The organism is Butyricicoccus pullicaecorum, assembly GCF_002160355.1.
Lineage (GTDB): Bacteria > Bacillota > Clostridia > Oscillospirales > Butyricicoccaceae > Butyricicoccus > Butyricicoccus pullicaecorum.
In genome coordinates this window covers 1-14,490 of record NZ_NFKK01000007.1, presented here as the reverse complement: position 1 = coordinate 14,490, position 14,490 = coordinate 1, and the positions used below count along the sequence as shown (strand labels likewise).

The following is a 14,490-nucleotide window of genomic DNA, read 5'->3' as shown; positions in this document are numbered from 1 at the left end:
ATGAGAGCATTTGAAACCGATGTGCAGCTGCTCAAGTACCGCGTGCTCAAGGCGGTTGCCAAGCGTGCTTACGAGGGAACGCTGATGGAATCCTACTACGAGATTCCCAAGCTCATCTCGCCCGGCCCTAAGCCGACCATGCGCTGCTGTGTGTACAAGGAACGCGCCATTGTACAGGAGCGTGTACGACTGGCGATGGGCGGTGACCGCCGCAATCCGAACATCATCGAGGTCATTGAGATCGCGTGTGACGAGTGCCCGGTCGAGCGCTACATGGTCAGCGAGTCCTGCCGCGGCTGTATCTCCCAGCGCTGCATTAAGACCTGCCCCAAGCAGGCAATCTCCAAGAAAAACGGCAAGGCACACATCGACTTTGACCTGTGTATCGAGTGCGGACGCTGTGCCAAGGTCTGCCCTTATGGTGCAATCACCGAGCACGTTCGTCCGTGCGAGCGCAGCTGTAAGGTCGGCGCGATCCACATGAACGAGGAGAAGAAGGCCGAGATCAACCCCGAGAAGTGCATCTCGTGCGGTGCTTGTTCGTATGCCTGCCCGTTCGGTGCGATCATGGACAAGTCCTTTATGGTCGATGCCATCAATATCATCCGCAATAAGAAGGAAAACTATAAGACGGTTGCCATCGTTGCACCGGCCATCGCTGCACAGTTTGACGGCGTGACGCTCGGACAGGTTGCAACGGCCATCCGCCAGCTGGGCTTTGACTATGTGGTTGAAGCTGCAATCGGTGCGGATATGGTTGCCGACAAGGAAGCCGAGGAGCTGGTCGAGAAGGGATTTTTGACCTCTTCGTGCTGCCCTGCCTTTGTCGATTACATCAAGAAGCATGTGCCCGAGCTGGCAGACAAGATTTCGCACAACCTGTCGCCCATGGCGGAGATCGGCAAGTTTGTCAAGCTGGGCGGAGAAAACCCGGTCAAGTGCATTTTCATTGGACCCTGCACGGCGAAGAAGGCCGAAATGCGTCTGCCGAACGTCGATCTGTGGATTGACAGCGTGCTGACCTTTGAGGAACTTCAGGCGATGATCGACGCACGCGAAATCGAGATGGAAAGCCTGGAAGAAACGTCCATGAACGATGCGTCCTATTTTGGCCGTATCTTTGGCCGTTCGGGCGGTCTGAGCGAGGCTGTGCTCGAGGTCATCAAGGAGAAGGGTCTGGACTTTGAGGTCAAGGCCGAGGCTTGCGACGGCATTGAGGCGTGCAAGGCAGCACTGCTCAAGGCCAAGTTCGGCAAGCTGGACAAGAACTTCATCGAGGGCATGGCCTGTGTCGGCGGCTGTGTCGGCGGCGCGGCATCGCTCAATCACGAGCCCAAGAGCCGCATGAAGGTCGACAAGTACGGCAAGGACAGCGACAAGGAAAACGTCCGCCAGGCGATCGACACCTACAAGGTCGGCGTATAATATGGTATATTCCCAGAAGCGCAGGTAAATCCTGCGCTTCTTTTTTGTCCGATGGCTGCATACACTGGAACCGGACAAAAAGGAGGGAAGGAAATGGAACGAACCGGAATGGGCAAGCTGGTTATGCAGATGGCGGTGACCATTGCGCTGCTGGGTGGTATCTGTGCGTGGAATCTGCACCGGGCGGACGAGCGGGTCGCAGCCATGCTGGAGCAGGGCGGTGTACAGCTGCCGGTCATCATGTATCACAGTATCCTCAAGGACGAGGCGCGGGCGGGGCCGTATGTACTCAGTCCGGCGGCACTCGAGGCCGATCTGGACTACTTGCAGCACAATGGGTATGAGACTGTGACGATTAGTGAGCTGGTGGACTTTGTTGACGGCAAGGGAGACTTGCCCGCAAAACCGGTGCTGATTACCTTTGACGATGGGTTCTACAATAACTACTTATACGCTTATCCGCTGTTGGCCGAGCGGGATATGCAGGCAGTTGTGTCGGTCATCGGCGAACAGACCGCGCTCTACACCGAAAGTGGACAGGAAAACGCATATTGGTCATATTTATCTGCTGGACGGCTGGTCGAGATGCAGGAGAGCGGCGTGTTCGAGATCGGCAATCACTCTTATGATCTGCACGATGACAGTGTGCGCAAGGGCTGTCTGAAAAAGCGAAGCGAGAGCGTCGAGGAATACCGGCAGATGCTGACTGACGACACGCATCTTTCCCAGACCTATCTGGCCGAGTCCGGTCTGACGCCGCCGCAGTGCTATGCTTATCCGTATGGTGCATACAGTGACGAGACCGAGGACATTCTACAAGAGATGGGATTTCGCTGCACGCTGACCTGTGAGGAGCGCATCAATATCATTTCGCCCGGTGACCCGGACAGTCTGTTTTTGCTCGGACGGTACAACCGGCCGTCGGGCATGTCCACGACCACTTTCTTTGAAAAGGCATTGCCGGGGGAGGGATCGTAATGCGAGAATCCTGTGAGAACAGTGTGACACTCAGCGAGCTACGCTGCCGAGAGGTCATCAACTTGTGCGACGGGGCGCGGATGGGATATGTCAGCGACATACAGTTTAACCCGGACAGCGGGCAGATCACCGCGCTGATCGTTCCCGAGACCGCCGGTGTGCTCGGCCTTTTGGGGCGGGGAGACGACGCCGTCATCCCGTGGGAGTCGGTCGAGAAGATCGGCGAGGACATCATTTTTGTCCGCTATGCGTCATCCTGCCCAACTCCCCGGACAAAGAAGTGGTTTTCTTCGTAAAAATCGGGAAAAATGTAAAAATCCCTTTGACAAAGCCACAGGTGGTATGATAATATATGAAAGTACGAGTACACACATCCCGCGATGCACGCGGCGGGTGGCCGCTCTCGGAGCGGTTGCCGCCTGTCAGATGAAACGGGATGGAGGTTAAAACCAAGGAGGAAACTAAAAATGGCAGTAATTTCTATGAAGCAGCTGCTGGAGGCCGGCGTACACTTCGGCCATCAGACCCGCCGCTGGAACCCGAAGATGGCAGCTTACATCTTCACCGAGCGTAACGGCATCTACATCATCGACCTGCAGAAGACCGTCAAGAAGCTGGAGGAGGCTTACTTCTTCGTTCGTGACACCGCTGCTGCTGGTGAGTCCATCCTGTTCGTCGGCACCAAGAAGCAGGCTCAGGACGCTATCAAGGAAGAGGCTGAGCGTTGCGGTCAGTTCTTCGTAAACGCACGTTGGCTGGGCGGCATGCTGACCAACTTCAAGACCATGCGCACCCGTATCAACCGTCTCAACCAGCTCAAGAAGATGCAGGAAGACGGCACTTTCGATCTGCTTCCCAAGAAGGAAGTTATCAAGCTCCAGCTCGAGATCGCTAAGCTCGAGAAGTACCTGGGCGGCGTTAAGGAAATGAAGAAGCTGCCGGGCGCTATGTTCGTTGTTGATCCCCGCAAGGAGAAGAACGCAATCGCTGAGGCTAAGAAGCTGGGCATCCCGGTTGTCGCTATCGTTGACACCAACTGCGATCCGGACGAAGTTGACTACGTTATCCCGGGTAACGACGACGCAATCCGTGCAATCAAGCTGATCTCCCAGACCATGGCTAACGCTGTTCTGGAAGGCAAGCAGGGCGAGCAGCTCGAGGTTGCAGCTGAGGAGAAGGAAGCTGCTGCTGAGTAAGACGAAACCCGTCTGAAAACAGTATAGAGACTGGATTCTCGAAATTTTTAATTCGCAGGGCGCGACGCCCCCGGCGCGCCGGTCAGTCGTCGCACCCTGCGTTTTTTATGCACTGAAATTTATCTTTTTGGAGGAACTGAAAATGGCTTTTACTGCTGCTGACGTAAAGAAGCTGCGCGAAATGACCAGCGTAGGTATGATGGAGTGCAAGAAGGCTCTGACCGAGGCTGACGGCGACTTCGACAAGGCAATCGAGCTGCTGCGCGAGAAGGGCCTGGCAAAGGCTGCTAAGAAGGCTGACCGTGTTGCTGCTGAGGGCGTTGTATGCGCTAAGGTTTGCGACGAGTGCGGCATCGCTGCAATCGTTGAGGTTAACGCTGAGACCGACTTCGTTGCAAAGAACGCTGACTTCCAGGCATTCGTAAACGACGTTGCTACCGTTATCATCAAGGAGAACCCGGCTGACGTTGACGCGCTGAAGGCTTGCAAGATGGGCGAGCTGACCGTTGAGACCGCTCTGCAGGAGAAGGTTCTGACCATCGGTGAGAACATCCAGATCCGTCGTTTCGCTCGTTTCGACGCTAACACTGTAAACGTTGCTTACAACCACATGGGCGGCGTTATCGGTACCCTGGTTGCTCTGGAAGTTTCCGACAACCTGAAGGACAACGCTACCGTTAAGGAGCTGGGCAAGGACATCGGCATGCAGGCTGCTGCTATGAATCCGGCATTCATGGACAAGTCTGAGGTTGACGAGTCTACCCTGGCTAAGGAGAAGGAGATCCTGCTGGCTCAGGCTCTCGAGGAGAACAAGACCGCTGCTAAGCCGAAGCCGGAGCAGATCATCCACAAGATGGTTGAGGGCCGTATCGGCAAGTACTACGAGGAGAACTGCCTCCTGCAGCAGGCTTTCGTTAAGGAGAACAAGGTTTCCGTTGAGCAGCACATCGCAGCTGTTGCAAAGGAACTGGGCGGCGAGATCAAGCTGGTTAAGTGCGTTCGTTTCGAGCGCGGCGAAGGCATCGAGAAGAAGCAGGACGACTTCGCAGCAGAAGTTGCTTCCATGGCAAAGTAAGTTTCTTTTTGAAGCACAACCGAATTTTCAAAGAGGACAGGCATGGCCTGTCCTCTTTTTTGCTGTTTTCTCTTTCTAAGGCTTCCTTTTATAATAAAAGCAAGAAAGTATAGGATTTTAAATCTTTATAAAAATAAGAAAAACAAAAAAGACACCCGTTTGGGTGTCTTTTTCATGGTGCCGGTAGCCCGGTGCGTTGCAAATCCAAACATTTTGTTGTACGGTTTTTACCTTGGGAATTGTAGATGATGTGTAGCGTACCGTCTTCGAATACGGTCACACTATTCACCAGCGAGTCGATAATGGTGTGCTGATCTTCGATGGAATCAATATCGAGATTCCGAAAGCTTTCCAACCAGAAAATGACTTGTTCTTTGGTAATGGGGTATACGCCTATGGATTGCAGCTCGGATTTGCGGTGCAACAGCTGCGCACGTTCATTTTCGGCCTGCTCCAACATGTGTTTGGTGGTGGGGGTTATAATACCCTGTGCAATGGCTGATGCTATGTTTTCGATTCGTTTTTCAACATCGGATAGGGCATGTTCGACTGATTGCAGTTCGGCATTTTCGCTGCATTCCTTCCGGGAGAGCGCAGCTACCACTTCTGCAATATCGTCTATTACGGAATCTGTTAACAGGGAGACCGTGCAGCGAAGGATGGTATTTTCGATTACTTCTTTTCGGATAGATTTTTTATCGCATTGCTTGGTGCGTTTGCGGGTACTGCACTCATAATAGGCATATCCGCTGCATGTAGACATGCCAACCATTGCGCCCCCACATTTGCCACAAAAGATTTTGCCGGTCAGGAGATAATCCACTTTTGCTTTGCTGCGAGCTGGGGCGCGTTTGTTCTCGGCCATGCGTTCTTGAACAGTATTCCATACGTCTTGCGACACGATCGCGGGGACTCCACCAGCAATTCGGATTGCTTCGGGGTCGGATGCGTGATTGTTTCGTCCACCGTCTTTACGGTGTGTCCGGCTGAACGTATACACGCCTATGTATTTTTCATTTATCAGTAGGTCATGCAGGCTGTTTGTACCGAATGGACGACCGGATGTTGTTTTAGCACCTCGTTCATTCAGAATATGTAGAATTTCTCGATAGCTTTTCCCGTTTGCGTACAAGTCAAAAATCAACCTGACAATTTGCGCCCCGGCTTCGTCGATTTCGTAGTTTTTATCGGCGTTGACTTTGTAGCCGAGTGCGGGTTTACCCCCGGTGTGTTTGCATTGCAAGGCACGTCCCATCATACCGCGATAGGTTTTTTCACGTAAATCCAGTGAATAATATTCTGCGATGCCTTCGAGCAGGCTTTCGAGCAGCACGCCTTCCGGGTTATCGCTGATTCGTTCCATAGCAGACAGGACACGAACGCCGTTGCGTTTGAGCCTTGCTTTGTTGATGGCGGAGTCGTACCGATTACGGGCGAAGCGATCCAGTTTCCAGACAATTACACAGTCAAACGCGCCTCGATCGCTGGCTGTGAGCATTTGTTGGAAGGCGATGCGGTCATCGCTGCGGCCGCTTTGGGCGCGGTCAATATAGGTGTCGATTACGTCAATATCGTTTGCCAGAGCAAATGCCTGACAATCGCGTATTTGATCTTCTACTGAGGTTTCTTTTTGCCGGTCGCACGAATAACGTGCATAAATTACACCACGCATGAAAACATTTATCCTTTCATTCGTTGAACGTTGATGATGTTTGAATTTGATATTCTGCGATAATGCGTTATCAGAATAAGTAAGACCCGCCCTGTATTCAGGGCGGGAGTTGTTATTGCTCTAATGCGGTTTCAAAATATTTTGACTGACTATTGCGAGCCAGGTGTGTTTCTGAGGTCGGACTGTATCTTTTGATCGGATTCCAAAAAGCCGTCAGTAGATTCGTGTATGGCGGAAGCGATCCTGATTTGCTTATCCATATAAGATTCCATAGGCTCATCTGCATCCATCTTGCCGAAAAAGATTTCTATATAGGAGTCTAAAGCAAATGAACTGCCCGCGTCATGTAAACGGCGAAAGTCGTTTTCTGCGGCAACAAAACGGCGGTAGTAACCGTCTGCATGTTGGAAAAAACTGTTTATTTGAGCGGCTTTGAAGGAATGCTGCAGCATATTGCGCTGAAGGGACTGGATGATGCTTGTGACCTCTTCGGTTTCCATGTGAACGCGATGAAACATTACAAAGAAAAGCCATCCGGTTGCCTTTTCACAATTTTCCATATTATCCAGCGGTAATTTTGCGATCCGCAAAAAACTCTGCGCCGATTCACACACCAACTTTGCATAAATGTCAGAAGACGTCTGATACGGCAACGTAAAATCAAAGGGAGACTGAAAACGAGGAGAACCGAAAAAACGGAGAAATTCAAACATATTTTTATACGCTCCATTGCGTCCGCCTACGGGCGGTTATTTTTATTGAATAAACCTATAAGAAAGCGTACGAGAAAACCCATTGCACAGATAACTGAACTTATTACACAGCAAACAAGAATATAAGATATAAAGGCCAGAATCCAGGAAAAAAGTAGTGAAAAAAATCCTTCATCAGAAGATGCGCCACTTGATGTAAATTTACTTGTTGAGTCACTCACATCATAGGAGTCATATATTGTATCTTCATTTTCCATATCAGAAGATTCTTCATAATCAATCATATCCCTATATTCTTGCGGTAATTCATCTGAGTCTAATTCGTCAGGGGATACACTGTTTTCATCGATCCATTCTTGGAGAGTCCATTCAGCAGAATAATATCCGTCGCTAAACGCTTCAAAGTACACATAGTTGATATCTGTAAGTGGCGTATAGTCATCCTGGTAATGATCCGTGTAGAGTTCATCCATCACACTTTCCAAATCATCATAATCTCCAGTTCGTAGGAGTTCTGCAAAATAATATTCCATGCCAGCGTTAAAAGCTTCTTCATAAGAACCTTCTGTACTTTCATCGGTAAAAGGATCGTATTGTGCAGAAGAAGAACTGGATGAAGATGATACAGCAGAAGAGCCAGATGTGCCAGAAGATTCGGTAGTATGATTATCAGAGGAATATGGACAAATACCTTCTGGATGTTGGTGAGCAGGGTATCCGTGATGGTAATGATATTCGCCTGTAGAATGATTATAGTGTCCTCCGGCGCTATCAGTTTTTCCTGAATGAGCGAATGCACCTATGATAAACAGAAAGAGAAAAACTCCTGTGAATAAATACTTTCTCAAGAAAAATCCTCCTGCCGCCTAATGACAGTTATTTTTTATGCGTTCTCAGCCAATTCAGGCTCAGAACATTTTTTATATTTGCCGCTGGCGCTAAGGTCTGCGGCGTATTCACAGACTTTTTCCTGACCTTGCTCATTGAGATCGTGGAAATTGGAAAGCAATGCTCTTTCTTGCGGGGAAACGTGGTTTGCCTGATCTTCGATGGGCTTATAAACCAGTTCATCCAGTTCATCGCGGCATAAGGAATCCAACGTAACACCAAAAAAGTTTGCAAGACCTTTCAAAGTGCTAAGTTTTGCGTTTTCGTATCCCTTGGAAAAGAGGCTGGTAATGGTTGTATACGGAATACCAGACTCGTGGGCTAAAAGACGCTTATTTAGGCGCTGTTCCTTCATCAGGATTTCCAGCTTTTCGGTTAATAACATAAGAACCTCCTTCCCACTTTCAACATAACACAAAAAAATAATGATTGCAAGAAAAAATTATGACGCATCAAATATTTCTATTGACATAGAACGATATATCGTTTATTATGAGAGCGGATGAACGATGTATCGTCATTCTGATAATCCACCAGCTGCCACTGGGGATTATCAACGGGAAAGCGGCCTCCGAAAATTCTAGCGTTGCGAAAAATTATTTATGTATTAGCCAACTGATGGACTAGCAATTCTTGCTTCAAAAAGAGCTTTTGCTCATTGGTTAACGAAGAATTTTCGATCAATGCTTGCACAGCAAGTACACGTTCTGGGTTGGATTTGTGCGTGTATTTTACGATATCAAGCATTTGTTGAAATTTTGTCTGGTTATCCATATGACCTCCTTTCTGGAGGCCAAGGCTTTCCTACTTACCAGTATAAACCAAGCGGACACGAGGAGGTGTGAACAGTTGTTTAAGAATTTGGAAGTTGAGATGTTCAAACGGGATATGAGCACGGCGAATTTGGCAAAGCGAGTTGGAATTTCGGAAAGTGCCATGCGCAATAAAATTACCGGCAGGAACGATTTTAAATTCTCTGAAATTTTGAAAATCCTGGATGTTTTTCCCGGACTTGAGTGGAAATATCTTTTTGCGCAAGAAAGTCAAAAGCCGTGTGAGGAAGCCTCTGAACAAGAACCGGCATCGTAAAGGAGGAGAAGCGATGGAACAAATCAGTTTCCATGATTTGCCGGGGGCAGCACAGCGAAGGCTGGTGCATGGTACGTTGTCGGGTGTGAAAAGATTTTTTTCAGACCCGGCCCAGTGGGAAGCGTATGCTGCGTGGCATGTGAAGCGTTATGGACGACCGCCTGAACGTGGTTTTGGTTGTCCGGAGTCCAAAGTTTGATGGAGGAAATGATTATGTATGTAAATTTGCGTTTGGATGATGCAGAAATTGAGAAATCAATGGAGCGGATCAAGAGCCTGATGGATGAAGCACAGCAGGAGCTTATGCGACTGCGCAGCCGCGTTGGTTTTGTCGTGGAAACGGTCGAGGTGAAAAAAGAAAGCGCCGACAGCCCAAACTGACAGCGCTTTCGGGATTATTTGCTGGATGCAATCAGAGATTCACTGATACATCCGGCAAGCTGGTTGAGTGCGTTCTGCGTTGCCTTGGTCAGATCAAGCAGGGCGTCTCTCATGACAGGGTCGTTGCAGGCAGAATCAATGATATTTTTGCATTCTTTGCCATATACATCTGCAATCATACCTAATTCTGCCTGTACCTTGTCGTACAGTGCGTAGTCCATAACGGCACCTCCTTTCTGCTTCCAGCATAGCAGAAGAGGGAAAAACGGACAAGAACCCGACATCGCAGCAATTTGAAAATACGGCAGGAAGGAAGGTTATTATTATGAAATTATCAGAACTTGTGGAAACCATTCCGGAATTCGTTTCACTCTTCGTTTATGAGTCTCCTTATAACGGCGGCAAAACGGTGTATAACGGCAAAAGATACGATTTTGACGATATTCCGGATTATGAAGTTGATACCTGTTCTCCTTGTGATTTGGAGATGGATTCTCTATACGATCATGTGCCTCAGATGTTTATCATTGTAAAAAAATCCGGCGCGGACGGAGAAGGGGAAGACGTTACACTTGGCTTGAAAGAGCGGCCGGAGAAGGAAAGTGTTACATCCAGTTCAGAAGAACAACCGGAGCTGGAAGAAGAAAAAAGACTTCTCAGAAAGCAGATGGCGCTGCTCTCCGAAAAGTCTCATTCTGTGGGCTTAGATGCCCGGGCGCTGTACGATCTGACAATGGCTATGTGTGACATCATGCGAGTTATGCAGAAAGGGTGAAAGTGATATGGAGCCGAAGGCATTGGAGTATCGTTTTGATGGGATGGCGCACGCGAGAGCGCTCCGGTGCACGGTGGACGAGCTGTTAGGAGCGGAAGTTTCCAAAGAATGAGAATAAAAAGCCACCCGAAAGGGGTGGCAGTCGAGGAGGATGACATTGGAAATGTTCTGTAAGCCATATCGCAGTCCACGCGCACATACAAAGTGCAGGAAGATGGCGGATGTACAGCGCGATGCAATGCAAGCAAGACTCAGGAAGAAAAAAGCCGTGAGAGACAAACAGAAGCAGCGCGGTTTTCGCGTTGTATGCGTTTCTTATATTTAGATGGTGTAAAAGGGTAAGCCAAAAGCTCATTATTCGTTCGTATCATGAGCTGGAGGGCATACCGAAGGCAATCGGCTTCCTCTTGGGTCAAATGAAAAGTATCATTGGAAGTATTTTGTGTTAGAGATTCAATTTGCGCGAGAATACTCGATGCAGGAGCCTTAAAAGATTGCTCTACACTCATGTTTTGGGAGAGTTCAATGTTTGCAGACAGTGGTGTATCAATAGCATGCATGAGTTCTTGAAGCGCCGTCTCCATAACATCAAAGTCTTGTGGATGTAGTATGGTCATGATTAGACCTCCTTTCTGCTTTCAGTATAGCAGAAAGAGGAAAAGCGGACAAGAACCCGACATAAATTAGAACAAAGGAGGCGTTTACTTATGGCAATCGTTGCAGAGTACAAGTTTAAGCAGGGTACGGCATCTATCAACGATGCTTGCTTTGCGCACAAAAGCCCCGAGGAAATAGCGGCAGATCGTGACCGCGCACTCACGATTGCGCGTCGTATTCATACGGCGTATATCATGCGCCAGATGCAGAAGGAGGAATCACAGGAATGAAAGAGCAGGAACAGAGATGGATTTATTTCTGGCTGTTCCGGGTCGCGCTGATGCTGTGCGTGCTGATCGCCGCGGCCTGCGGCCTATATGAATGGTGGACAAGCACCATGCCCGCGCTGCTGCCGATGCCTGTCGTACATATTTTGCAGTGTTTGGGCAGCGGCATTATCATCGGGCTGCATGTTCGGAGGGGCAAGAAATGAATTGCATGAAGGACAAGCAAAATAAGATCGTCCGCGATAAGGTACGGACGAACAATGTGGGTCAGGCGGCGCACGCTGTAAAGATCGCACAAAAGCAGAAAAATCCGGAGGATTTTTTACAGCCCGGTGCACGGAAAATCAGCGTGAGGCCGTGAGATGATTCGGTTTTCGGGGCTTGAAGTCCGTCCAGTTAGTTCTGTGACGTCGTATCCGGTTTGCCGGATTGATCGTGTGCTGGTGTCCGCATATCAGACATTATACGGCGATGTGCTGTATGAATGTCTGGGCGGCAGATTGGGCAGTGAGGAGCTTGTACCACTCAGCCGGGACACAAAGGATTTTCGGGAAGCCTGGGCGATCAAGGTACAATATGACCGCCTGATCGAAGAGGCTCGCCGGGAAGAGAACTTGCGCGATCTGTCTTGGCAAAAGGAAAGGGCGTCCGGCTGATGCCGAGACGCCCAAGTCCTGAAGATAAGTTAAGTGTGTATTTTAGTATAGCACAGGCGCTTCGCCTGCGCAAGAGGTAATGAATATGGAAATGTTAGAGCTGAAAAAGCAGCTGGAAGCTGCCAGTGCTCCGCACGTGCGGGGCATTGGCGAAATTTTGCTGTATCTGGGTCAACAGAATGAACAGATCGCGGAGCTGATCGAACAGGATCTTGCAAACCGTGAGATGTCGATTGAAGCCTGCGGCAAAGCACTGTATGACTACGCCCAAAAGCACCAGAAGGGCGGCTCGTGGGCGTGTGCAGTTTTCGGTATGAATTCAGATAATCCGGTCATCAAGCTGATTCTGGATTTTTACAAAATCCCAAGCGCTTGGGTGGAAGGTGTCCGGACGGAGTGCGCAGATACTTCGGTGGAGGTACTGCCGATGGCGCACGAGGAAGAACCCCGGGCTGAAATCATCGACCTGATGGATTTGCTGTGAGGTGGCCGGGATGACAACAGACGAGATGTTGGCTCGATTGCCGGGCGAGCAACCGGATTTCGAGGAGCTGCAAGAGATCATCGGGCGAGAGCTGCAAGGCAAGCTGTTTGCCCGGCGTGTAGGAATGGATGAAGACCCGTTTTCGCTGTCTCCTTATCCGCACTGGGAATGTGTTTGTACGGCCTGTGGAAAGAAATTTGAGGCCGATGTGAAGGACAAGCTGAAAGACATGACGGTTTGCCCGATGTGCGGGACAAAAGTAGAACCGCACCGCTGGATGTTTCGCCGTGGTGGCAAATTGACTAGTGCGTTTTTGTTCTATCACCTGTTTCGAGGTGCCGGACGGGAAATCTGGGTGCGGTCGTGGCGTGTATCGCAGTATTTAAGCCCAGACGGGCTTGAAATGGATTATGTGCCGATGAGCATTTATCATTTTGACGATCGAACAGCAGAAAAATGGAAGTTCGGCTGGCAGGGCTGGAAACCAATTAAAACAATTCATATGGATAGTTGGAGGGTGAGTTTGTATTCATACGAATACTATCCAGCTTTTGTGGGATCGATCAGCAGGGAGACGATACAGGGCAGTTGTCTGGAATATAGTCAGCTTGATCGCGCAATCGAATATGAATTCCCGCTGATCGAGTACATTGGGTTTTATCTGAAAAATCCAAGCGTGGAATACCTGTGGAAGTCGCATTGTATTCCATTGCTTGAGGATTATTTCCATGGCAGCAGAGGCGATGTGCGCCGCGCGGTCAATCTGAAAGCAAAGACGTTCAAGGACTTGTTTCGAGGTGCGGACAAGCGGGAGATGAAAATTATTCCTCAACTGCACGCGCGGGAGATTATCTGGTTTCATTGGCTGTATCAAGCAGGAGTCATTCGGGCCGATCAGGACGGCGTAGACTGGGCACGGGCACGGCCGAGTTTCAATCATGATATACCGGACGACGATGAAAAACAGCTGTACCGGTATATTCACCGGCAGGCTGAACGTTGCGGACGGTCGTACACAAGCGTGCTGCGCGATTACGCCGATCATCTGAGACAAATTGAGCGTCTGGGCGGCGGTGAACTTTGGCCGCATGATCTGGATGAGGCGCACCGGCGGTTATCGGATCGGGAACGAAAGATTCAGGATCAGGGTCTCAATGGCATGTTCCGTGCCCGCCGCCGACTATGGCAGTGGGCGGTGTGGCGGCATGCCGGAATGTTTATCCGTCCGATTGATTCGGTGAAAGAAATCACGCTGGAGGGTGAGCGGCAGGATAACTGTGTTGCCGGGTATGCCAAACGGCACGCGGAGGGTCGAACGGTTATTTTCGTTCTGCGTCGTGCAAATGATCCGACGAAAAATTGGCACACAGTTGAATTGATCCCGGGTACATTGACTGTGCGGCAGTGCCGGGGCTATAAAAATCGGGAGGCCACGCCGGAAGCGCAGGCGTTTGTGGATGCCTGGGTGCAGCGGCTGAAAAATATACGAGACCAGAGGAGGAAAAGTGCATGAGCGATATTGTGCGCAACATTGACACGGTGACGGCGGAAATCATTGTCATCCGTGATAATGCAAAGAAGGTGTTTTATGATGCGGTCATCAAGATCGGCTGTCGGCTGCTGGAAGCAAAAGACTTGGTTCCGCACGGTGAGTGGACTCACTACCTGCAAAGTGTACTGGGGTATACGCCGAGCACGGCACAGAACTATATGCGTATTGCATCTGCATTCAGCGGCAACCAAGTTGGATTGGACGGCAAGAGTCAGGATGAGCTTTTCGGCGAGCTGGGATATGCGCAGCTTTTGCCGTTGCTCGGTTTACCGGACGAGGAACGCCGAGAGTTAGCGGCGGAAAATGATTTACCGTCTATGTCCAGCCGTGAAATCAACAAGTTGGTTTCGGATTATAAAGAAGCCAGAGCAGCGCTTAAAGATGCTGATGAACGCAGCGCAGAAGCCTTGGAAAAGATGGAAAAGGCAGAAGAGGCGCAAAAGAAGGCCGAAGAGGCTGAAACGAACGAGCGCAATGCTCGGTTAGCCGCCGAGGAAAAGATCGGTGCGCTTGAGGGGCAGGTGCAGAAACTTATGGAAGAGGCAAAGACCATTCCCATTCAGGCTGAGGTTGTGCCGGACGAAAAGGCGCTGGAAGCTGCCCGGCAGGCGGCGCGCGATGAGATGCAGAAGGCAGTCAGACAGGCCGAGGAAAAGGCGAAGGCCGCCGAGGGCAAGCTTGCCAAGGCTCGAAATCCGCTGGCGATGAAGGTTAATTTGCTG

23 protein-coding genes are annotated in these 14,490 nt (G+C 50.0%); 16 read left to right on the top strand and 7 right to left on the bottom strand.

What is annotated here, in order from left to right:
* The 5 genes from B5F17_RS07375 (at window position 1) to tsf (ending at window position 4,674) form a co-directional block, all read left to right on the top strand.
* Window positions 1-1,425, top strand: coding sequence for a 4Fe-4S dicluster domain-containing protein (locus tag B5F17_RS07375; RefSeq protein WP_087372506.1), 1,425 nt, complete (start codon window positions 1-3; stop codon window positions 1,423-1,425).
* A gap of 93 nt (window positions 1,426-1,518) precedes the next feature.
* On the top strand, window positions 1,519-2,403 hold the full coding sequence (locus tag B5F17_RS07370) for a polysaccharide deacetylase family protein (RefSeq protein ID WP_162608118.1): 885 nt from the start codon (window positions 1,519-1,521) through the stop codon (window positions 2,401-2,403).
* Window positions 2,403-2,699 (top strand): PRC-barrel domain-containing protein, encoded by a 297-nt coding sequence (locus B5F17_RS07365; protein WP_087372500.1) that lies wholly within the window; start codon window positions 2,403-2,405, stop codon window positions 2,697-2,699. Before B5F17_RS07370 ends, B5F17_RS07365 begins: the two co-directional genes overlap by 1 nt.
* Before the next feature lie 171 nt (window positions 2,700-2,870).
* Window positions 2,871-3,599 (top strand): 30S ribosomal protein S2, encoded by a 729-nt coding sequence (gene rpsB, locus B5F17_RS07360; RefSeq protein WP_016147604.1) that lies wholly within the window; start codon window positions 2,871-2,873, stop codon window positions 3,597-3,599.
* A 142-nt stretch (window positions 3,600-3,741) separates the two neighbouring features.
* Window positions 3,742-4,674 carry a translation elongation factor Ts gene (gene tsf, locus B5F17_RS07355; protein WP_087372497.1) on the top strand — a complete coding sequence of 311 codons (933 nt, stop codon included), beginning with the start codon at window positions 3,742-3,744 and terminating at the stop codon, window positions 4,672-4,674.
* Window positions 4,675-4,846: 172 nt separating this feature from the next.
* Here the strand turns inward: tsf and B5F17_RS07350 are convergent, their stop codons facing one another.
* The 5 genes from B5F17_RS07350 to B5F17_RS14850 form a co-directional block, all read right to left on the bottom strand.
* Complete coding sequence (locus tag B5F17_RS07350; RefSeq protein ID WP_087372493.1) at window positions 4,847-6,346, bottom strand: recombinase family protein; 1,500 nt, start codon at window positions 6,344-6,346, stop codon at window positions 4,847-4,849.
* A gap of 149 nt (window positions 6,347-6,495) precedes the next feature.
* Window positions 6,496-7,059: a hypothetical protein gene (locus tag B5F17_RS07345; RefSeq protein ID WP_087372490.1), complete on the bottom strand. Its 564-nt coding sequence runs from the start codon at window positions 7,057-7,059 to the stop codon at window positions 6,496-6,498.
* Window positions 7,060-7,085: 26 nt separating this feature from the next.
* Entirely contained in the window at window positions 7,086-7,907 is an 822-nt protein-coding gene (locus tag B5F17_RS14685; RefSeq protein ID WP_143287703.1) for a YHYH domain-containing protein, read from the bottom strand.
* A gap of 35 nt (window positions 7,908-7,942) precedes the next feature.
* Window positions 7,943-8,332 (bottom strand): helix-turn-helix domain-containing protein, encoded by a 390-nt coding sequence (locus B5F17_RS07330; RefSeq protein WP_087372483.1) that lies wholly within the window; start codon window positions 8,330-8,332, stop codon window positions 7,943-7,945.
* 215 nt (window positions 8,333-8,547) lie between these two features.
* Window positions 8,548-8,721, bottom strand: a complete 174-nt coding sequence (locus tag B5F17_RS14850) for a hypothetical protein (protein WP_162608117.1) — start codon at window positions 8,719-8,721, stop codon at window positions 8,548-8,550.
* Window positions 8,722-8,796: 75 nt separating this feature from the next.
* Between B5F17_RS14850 and B5F17_RS07325 the strand changes: the two genes are divergently transcribed.
* From B5F17_RS07325 to B5F17_RS14845, 3 genes are read left to right on the top strand one after another with little or no spacing between them, the layout of a single operon-like run.
* Window positions 8,797-9,036 carry a helix-turn-helix domain-containing protein gene (locus B5F17_RS07325; protein WP_087372481.1) on the top strand — a complete coding sequence of 80 codons (240 nt, stop codon included), beginning with the start codon at window positions 8,797-8,799 and terminating at the stop codon, window positions 9,034-9,036.
* Between the two features lie 13 nt (window positions 9,037-9,049).
* On the top strand, window positions 9,050-9,235 hold the full coding sequence (locus B5F17_RS07320; protein ID WP_087372478.1) for a hypothetical protein: 186 nt from the start codon (window positions 9,050-9,052) through the stop codon (window positions 9,233-9,235).
* Between the two features lie 14 nt (window positions 9,236-9,249).
* A complete protein-coding gene (locus B5F17_RS14845; RefSeq protein ID WP_162608116.1) occupies window positions 9,250-9,417 on the top strand; it encodes a hypothetical protein in 168 nt (55 codons plus the stop codon).
* Window positions 9,418-9,431: 14 nt separating this feature from the next.
* Here B5F17_RS14845 and B5F17_RS07310 read toward each other — a convergent pair whose 3' ends face one another.
* Entirely contained in the window at window positions 9,432-9,638 is a 207-nt protein-coding gene (locus B5F17_RS07310; protein ID WP_087372473.1) for a hypothetical protein, read from the bottom strand.
* 104 nt (window positions 9,639-9,742) lie between these two features.
* On the opposite strand from B5F17_RS07310, the gene B5F17_RS07305 reads away from it, so the two are divergent.
* The gene (locus B5F17_RS07305; RefSeq protein WP_087372468.1) at window positions 9,743-10,192 is read left to right on the top strand and encodes a hypothetical protein; all 450 of its coding nucleotides are present in this window, start codon (window positions 9,743-9,745) and stop codon (window positions 10,190-10,192) included.
* Window positions 10,193-10,443: 251 nt separating this feature from the next.
* Here B5F17_RS07305 and B5F17_RS07300 read toward each other — a convergent pair whose 3' ends face one another.
* Entirely contained in the window at window positions 10,444-10,809 is a 366-nt protein-coding gene (locus B5F17_RS07300; protein WP_087372465.1) for a hypothetical protein, read from the bottom strand.
* 90 nt (window positions 10,810-10,899) lie between these two features.
* Here B5F17_RS07300 and B5F17_RS07295 point away from each other — a divergent pair, with 90 nt between their 5' ends.
* From B5F17_RS07295 to B5F17_RS07270, 7 genes are all read left to right on the top strand, one after another.
* Window positions 10,900-11,079 (top strand): hypothetical protein, encoded by a 180-nt coding sequence (locus B5F17_RS07295; protein ID WP_087372462.1) that lies wholly within the window; start codon window positions 10,900-10,902, stop codon window positions 11,077-11,079.
* Window positions 11,076-11,282: a hypothetical protein gene (locus B5F17_RS07290; protein ID WP_087372459.1), complete on the top strand. Its 207-nt coding sequence runs from the start codon at window positions 11,076-11,078 to the stop codon at window positions 11,280-11,282. Before B5F17_RS07295 ends, B5F17_RS07290 begins: the two co-directional genes overlap by 4 nt.
* Window positions 11,279-11,437, top strand: a complete 159-nt coding sequence (locus B5F17_RS14840) for a hypothetical protein (protein WP_162608115.1) — start codon at window positions 11,279-11,281, stop codon at window positions 11,435-11,437. The genes B5F17_RS07290 and B5F17_RS14840 overlap by 4 nt, the downstream gene beginning before the upstream one ends.
* A 1-nt stretch (window position 11,438) precedes the next feature.
* Window positions 11,439-11,732 (top strand): hypothetical protein, encoded by a 294-nt coding sequence (locus B5F17_RS07285; protein WP_087372456.1) that lies wholly within the window; start codon window positions 11,439-11,441, stop codon window positions 11,730-11,732.
* An 85-nt stretch (window positions 11,733-11,817) separates the two neighbouring features.
* Window positions 11,818-12,216 carry a hypothetical protein gene (locus B5F17_RS07280; protein ID WP_087372454.1) on the top strand — a complete coding sequence of 133 codons (399 nt, stop codon included), beginning with the start codon at window positions 11,818-11,820 and terminating at the stop codon, window positions 12,214-12,216.
* 10 nt (window positions 12,217-12,226) lie between these two features.
* Entirely contained in the window at window positions 12,227-13,729 is a 1,503-nt protein-coding gene (locus B5F17_RS07275) for a PcfJ domain-containing protein (RefSeq protein WP_087372452.1), read from the top strand.
* On the top strand, window positions 13,726-14,490 hold a 765-nt coding region (locus B5F17_RS07270; RefSeq protein WP_087372450.1), incomplete at its 3' end, for a DUF3102 domain-containing protein. The genes B5F17_RS07275 and B5F17_RS07270, both read left to right, overlap by 4 nt.